6 protein-coding genes and 1 pseudogene are annotated in these 5,581 nt (G+C 64.8%); 3 read left to right on the top strand and 4 right to left on the bottom strand.

All coding sequences use genetic code 11. From position 1 onward, the window contains the following. Positions 1 to 29 precede the first annotated feature (29 nt). Positions 30 to 578, top strand: a complete 549-nt coding sequence (gene moaB, locus EOA32_RS32335) for a molybdenum cofactor biosynthesis protein B (protein WP_095830458.1) — start codon at positions 30 to 32, stop codon at positions 576 to 578. Positions 579 to 592: 14 nt separating this feature from the next. Here the strand turns inward: moaB and EOA32_RS32330 are convergent, their stop codons facing one another. Continuing rightward, complete coding sequence (locus EOA32_RS32330; RefSeq protein ID WP_128373895.1) at positions 593 to 1,567, bottom strand: hypothetical protein; 975 nt, start codon at positions 1,565 to 1,567, stop codon at positions 593 to 595. 194 nt (positions 1,568 to 1,761) lie between these two features. Then, complete coding sequence (locus EOA32_RS32325) at positions 1,762 to 2,265, bottom strand: glycosyltransferase (protein ID WP_095827074.1); 504 nt, start codon at positions 2,263 to 2,265, stop codon at positions 1,762 to 1,764. Between the two features lie 148 nt (positions 2,266 to 2,413). Between EOA32_RS32325 and EOA32_RS32320 the strand changes: the two genes are divergently transcribed. Further along, positions 2,414 to 3,568 carry a PA0069 family radical SAM protein gene (locus EOA32_RS32320; protein WP_128373894.1) on the top strand — a complete coding sequence of 385 codons (1,155 nt, stop codon included), beginning with the start codon at positions 2,414 to 2,416 and terminating at the stop codon, positions 3,566 to 3,568. A gap of 253 nt (positions 3,569 to 3,821) precedes the next feature. Beyond that, positions 3,822 to 4,520, top strand: a complete 699-nt coding sequence (locus EOA32_RS32315) for a ribonuclease HII (RefSeq protein WP_128373893.1) — start codon at positions 3,822 to 3,824, stop codon at positions 4,518 to 4,520. Between the two features lie 220 nt (positions 4,521 to 4,740). Here the strand turns inward: EOA32_RS32315 and EOA32_RS32310 are convergent, their stop codons facing one another. Beyond that, the gene (locus tag EOA32_RS32310) at positions 4,741 to 5,232 is read right to left on the bottom strand and encodes a F0F1 ATP synthase subunit B (RefSeq protein WP_066999035.1); all 492 of its coding nucleotides are present in this window, start codon (positions 5,230 to 5,232) and stop codon (positions 4,741 to 4,743) included. A gap of 10 nt (positions 5,233 to 5,242) precedes the next feature. After that, positions 5,243 to 5,581: pseudogene (locus tag EOA32_RS32305) on the bottom strand (ATP F0F1 synthase subunit B); the annotation flags it as partial.

Below are 5,581 nucleotides of genomic sequence, written 5' to 3'. Positions count from 1 at the left end.
GCCGCGACGCGCAGCATGGAGACCGACTGATGGCCAACGAAAGCCGCCCCTTCATCCCGGTGCGCATCGCGGTGCTGACCGTTTCCGACACGCGCAGCCTAGCCGAGGACAAATCGGGGCAGATATTGGCCGACCGCATCGCAGAGGCTGGCCATGTATTGGCCACTCGCGACATCGTGACCGACGACCGCGAGAAGATCCGCGAAAAAGTGCTCGCCTGGTCGAAGGATGAAACGGTGGACGTCGTCATCACCACGGGCGGCACCGGCTTCACGGGGCGAGACGTCACGCCGGACGCGCTGGAGCCGATTTTCGAAAAGCGCATGGACGGCTTTTCGGAAGTCTTCCACCGGATTTCCTATGACAAGATCGGCACATCGACGATCCAGAGCCGGGCGACCGGCGGCGTCGTCAACGCCACCTTTATCTTCGTGCTGCCGGGCTCGCCCGGCGCGTGCAAGGATGCTTGGGACGGCATCATCAAGGCGCAGCTCGACTACCGGCACATGCCCTGCAACTTCGTCGAGATCATGCCGCGGCTGGACGAGCACCTCAGGCGCGGCGGCAAGCTGGAGTAGCGGCCCCGTCCGGCTCAGCGGATGACCGGCTCGCCGTGGAAGCGGCGGCGCGACGGCCGCGAGACGCCGAAGCCGATTTCCATCATCAGCCGCGGCGTATGCGTCGGCACCGTTCCCATATGGAAGCCGAACGGATCCTCGACGAAGCCGAGGCCCGCCTCGCCCGTCAGCGTCACAGGGCTTTCCGGACCGTAGACGTCCAGCACGTCTTCCGCGGGGTGGCCGACCAGAAGCGTGAGCTGGTGCTTGAGCGCGCGGCGCCTGTGGCTGCCGCGGACATAGACATGCGGGCCGGTGCCGGCGTCGACCGGCACCAGATAGAAGAAGAATTTCAGCATCCGCCAATCGTCGAGATCGAAATGGTATTTGCCGAGCGAGGCGAGATTCTTGTCGGCATCCGAGGCCTTGCCGGTCGGAAAGCTCCACCACACGCGCGTCGTGATCAGTTTCGCCTGGCCGCCGAGATAGTGCTGCGCGACCTCGAGGAGCAGCGGATCCCGCTGGATGGCAAGCGCCGCCGGGCAATCGAGAATGCGTTCGAAATAATGCCCGCTGAGCAGCGAGCGGCCGAAACGCTTCTCCGCCTCGGCATGGTCGCCCGGCGTGAATTCGAGACGGCGGTCGAAATTGCCGAAACAGGGCGTGCGCTGCGCAAAAACGGCGATCTCCTCATGGATCGCCGACGGCAGCGTCAACCCCGAAAACAGTCCATCGGAGCGAAGCGCCGCGACCACCGCCTCGCGATCGACGCCGGCAAACATCGTCTCTCCCGCATTGTCGAGCGGGCGGACGCGTCTGGCGCCTAGCCAGTGCATGCGGCGCCCCGGCATGGTGCGTGCCAGCACGAACATCGGCAGCCAGGCCGGATTTTCGCGTAGATCTTTCAGATAGGTCGGGATGCGCACGGCGATGCGCCTGAACAGGCTGCCATTACGAGCGATCGCCTCCAGGCTGGCCGCGCCTGAATTGTCTGGAGTACCAAGGTTCATCGGGTTCCTTGTATGCATGGCGTTCGACGAAGCGCCAGCCGTCTGCCGCTTCATCGTCACCCAATCCCGATTGTCCCGCTTCAAGCAGATGCTAATCCACTGCAGGTTTTTGTGCAATGCACAATAGAATGGGCCGGCAAAGTTCGCGGCCTTTTTCTCTCTTTTCGCCTTCTGGAGAGAAGGAGGGCATGCGCTCACTTCGGCGGCGCCACCCAGATTTCGGCATTCAGCCTTCTGGTGGCGAGGCCGCGCGCCAGGGCTTCGGCGCTCCGGGCGCTTTTCGCCAGCACCGTGGCCTGGCGCTTGCTGATGACAAGCCCTTCCTCCAGAGCCCGGTTGCCCGAAAAAACCCGGACCAGAAACGGCATGCGATTGCCGCGGGCGCGTGAAAAACGCGCCGGCATCGTCTGCCTCGCCGCGTGAGCGACGACGTCGTCGATCCAGCCTTCGGCGAGCCGGGCGCCGGGTTCCAGAAGCAGCAGCCAGTCGCCCTTGGCCTGGCCGATGCCCGTTGCGATGCCGCCGGCCACGAGGTGGCAGCCGGCATGCTCGGCGACGCGATGCGTCTGGTCGGTCGAGCCGGTGTCGCAGACGATGACGTCGCGCACCACGCCCTCGACCGCGCCGCCGATCAACGAGGCCAGCGTGCGGGCAAGGCCTTCTTCGTCGTTCCTGGTTTCGATGAGGACGCTGAGCATTTTAGCCGAATAGCGGAAAGCGCGGCGCTGCGCCAGTTGCGCTTTCTGAACGAGAAAGTTCTTGCTTTGTTCTCATCGGTAAAATAGGAATAGTTTCATGAACAGAGCGATTCGACAGCCTGCCGACAGTCCCTGGGAGAGGGCGAAAATGGAACAGATCGTGCGCGCCGACATTGCCGCTTTCGGAGCAGGCAGAGCCGAGATGGCAAATGCAATGATAGAACAGAGCGGCATGCGCGTGCGGCCGGACCGCAATCGCGGACGCTCCGCGGGCATCAATCCGTCCGGCCGCTTCGAGCCGGTCAGCCGGCATGTGTTCGACGATGGCTGGAACTCGCTGGAGGAACTGCCGCCGTTCAAGACGGAGGTGCAGATCGAGAAGCCGCGCACCATCATCACGCGCAACGAGTCGCCGGACATTTCCTTCGATCGTTCGATCAATCCCTATCGCGGCTGCGAGCATGGCTGCGTCTACTGCTTTGCCAGGCCGACGCATTCCTTCATGGGCCTGTCGCCGGGGCTCGATTTCGAATCCAAGCTCTTTGCCAAGCCCGATGCGGCGCGTATGCTGGACAGGGAATTGTCGAAGCCCGGCTACCAGCCGCGCACCATCGCCATCGGCACCAACACCGATCCCTACCAGCCGATCGAAAAGCAATACCGGATCATGCGCGAGATCCTGGAGGTGCTGGAGGCGCGTGGCCATCCGGTCGGCATCGTCACCAAGTCGGCACTGGTGACGCGCGATATCGACATCCTGTCGCGCATGGCCGAACGCGGCCTCGCCAAGGTGGCGCTGTCGGTGACGACGCTCGACCGCATGCTGGCGAGAACCATGGAGCCGCGCGCCTCGACGCCGACAAAGCGGCTGGAAGCGATAAGGCAGCTTTCGGATGCCGGCGTCCCCGCCTCGGTGATGGTGGCGCCGATCATTCCCGGCCTCACCGATCCGGAGATGGAGCGCATCCTCGATTCGGCGCGCGCCGCCGGCGCCAGGGAGGCAGGCTATGTCGTGCTGCGTCTGCCGCTCGAGGTGGCGCCGATCTTCAAGGATTGGCTCTTGCGCCATTATCCGGATCGCTACCGGCATGTGATTTCGCTGATCCGCTCGATGCGCGACGGCAAGGACTACGATTCGGAATGGGGCAAGCGCATGAAGGGCGCCGGACCCTATGCCTGGCAGATCGGCCGGCGCTTCGAGATCGCCGCCAAGCGGCTCGGCCTCAATGCCGAGCGGCGGCAGCTTCGGACCGACCAATTCGTCGCAGGCTCCGGCGTCGGCGAGCAGTTGATGCTGCTGTGAAGACGATGCCGCCGCGAAGGCCGGCGCCAAGGCAACTCCGGAGGCAGACTTTTGCGCCCGGATTGCGATCCGCTAACCCTCTGTTTTGATGTAACTTCGTACGGAAGGCCCGCTACGCACTCTTCCTAAAATTGCTCAAGAATCCCGTCCGGCCCAGTCCCCCGGCCGTGAGACGGTGCCCTCCCGGTCCGACGCCCCATCCGACCCGGAGGGACTTGCGGAGAATCGGAGCCGATGCGAACCTCGCCGCACCATGGCTCGCGCGCGTTCCGATTCTCCGCTTCTCTTCGAAATGGTCGAGAAGCCCGACTTCTCGATTGAAACGAAAGCGATGGCCGAGGGGCTGTGGCCGGTAGCGGGGATGGACGAGGCGGGCCGCGGGCCGCTTGCCGGTCCGGTGGTGGCGGCGGCCGTGGTGCTCAACCCGGCCAACATTCCCGAAGGGCTCGACGATTCCAAGCGCCTCACCCATCTGCAGCGCGAGGCGCTGTTCCTCAAAATCCTGGGCTCGGCGCTCAGCGTCTCGATGGCCTCGATCAGCGCCGAAGGCATCGACAACAGCAACATTCTGAAAGCCAGCCTGGAAGCCATGCGCCGCGCCGCCGCCGGACTGTCGCTGCCGCCCAAACTGGCGCTGGCGGACGGCCGCGACGTGCCGCCAGGGCTCACCTGCGAGGGACGCGCGCTGATCAAGGGCGACCAGCGCTCGCAATCTATCGCCGCCGCCTCGATCGTCGCCAAGGTGATGCGCGACCGCATGATGTGCGGCTGCGGCGGCCATCATGAGCATTACGGCTTCGAAATGCATATGGGCTACGCGACGGTCCGCCACCGGACCGCGATCGAGGCGCATGGCCCGGTGGCTCGACTGCACAGGGCGTCGTTCGCGCCGTTCCGGTTGGGCGGCGTCGAGGTGGCGGAAGCGGAAGAGAGCTTCGAGGGAATAGATTAATCTCCTCCTTGAGGGGGAAATGGCCGGCAGGCGGAGGGGGTCGTCGCGCGTGAAGCACCGACGCCCTCTTTAGTCGCACAAGGGGTCGAGCTCTACGCGCAACGACCCCCTCTGTCGCCTTCGGCGACATCTCCCCCTCAAGAGGGAAGATTATTCGCGCCCAAAACAAAAAAGCCGCCGGGTTGCCCAGGCGGCTTCATGTCAGCAACGGCAGAGCCGCTCAGTTCAGCTTGGCCTTCACGTCCTGCAGCGCCGACTTGAACAAATCGGCGCCGGCCTTGGCGTCGACCTTGGCGGCAAGCAGCGCACGGGCGGCCTCGACGGCGATGTCGACGGCGCTGGCACGCACCTCGCCGATCGCTTCGCGCTCGGCCTGGCTGATCTTCTGCTCGGCAAGCGCCGTGCGCCGGGCGACGTAGTCCTCGGTCTTCTTATGCGCCTCGGAAGCAAGGAGCTCGGCCTCGCGCTTGGCGGCGGCGACGATGTCGGCGGCCTCCTTCTCGGCTTCCTTGCGCTTCTGCTGGTATTGGCCGAGCAGCTGCTGGGCCTCTTCGCGCAGGCGGCGCGCTTCCTCGAGCTCGCTGCTGATCTTGGCCGCGCGGGAATCGAGCGACTTTGCGAGCATGCCCGGCACCTTCAGATAGATGACGGCCCCGAGGAAGATGATCAGGGCAATGGTGGCCCAGAGCGTGGCAAGTGATGTGGCGTCCATGATGGCCTCCTCACCGGGTCGCGGATTTGACCGCGGCCGAAATCTCGGCCTTGTCGGTCTTGCCGCCGACCAGCGCCTCGACGATGGCCGACGTGGTGTCCTCGGCGATCGTGCCGACTTCCTTCATCGCCTTGGCCTTGATCGAGGCGATGCTCGCCTCGGCTTCGCCGAGCTTCTTCTCGAGTTCCGCCTCGAGCTTCTTGCGCGTGCTTTCGGCTTCGCTCTTGGCGGCGTCGCTCGCCTGCTGGCCGATCTTGTTGGCGTTGGCCTTAGCTTCCGCCAATTCCTGCTCATAGGCGGCAACGGCAGCGTCCGCCTCGCCCTTCAGCCTGGCGGCGTGGTCGAGATC

This window comes from Mesorhizobium sp. M1A.F.Ca.ET.072.01.1.1 (genome assembly GCF_004023325.1).
GTDB lineage: Bacteria > Pseudomonadota > Alphaproteobacteria > Rhizobiales > Rhizobiaceae > Mesorhizobium.
The sequence above is the reverse complement of the archived record's forward strand: the minus strand, read 5'-3'. Positions and strand labels throughout refer to the sequence as shown.

Bases quoted from the DNA above. Each gene is read 5' to 3' on its own strand.
- moaB (WP_095830458.1), top strand. From the start codon at position 30: ATGGCCAACGAAAGCCGCCCCTTCATCCCGGTGCGCATCGCGGTGCTG.
- EOA32_RS32325 (WP_095827074.1), bottom strand. From the start codon at position 2,265: ATGCTCAGCGTCCTCATCGAAACCAGGAACGACGAAGAAGGCCTTGCC.
- EOA32_RS32315 (WP_128373893.1), top strand. From the start codon at position 3,822: ATGGCTCGCGCGCGTTCCGATTCTCCGCTTCTCTTCGAAATGGTCGAG.
- EOA32_RS32330 (WP_128373895.1), bottom strand. From the start codon at position 1,567: ATGAACCTTGGTACTCCAGACAATTCAGGCGCGGCCAGCCTGGAGGCG.
- EOA32_RS32310 (WP_066999035.1), bottom strand. From the start codon at position 5,232: ATGGACGCCACATCACTTGCCACGCTCTGGGCCACCATTGCCCTGATC.
- EOA32_RS32320 (WP_128373894.1), top strand. From the start codon at position 2,414: ATGGAACAGATCGTGCGCGCCGACATTGCCGCTTTCGGAGCAGGCAGA.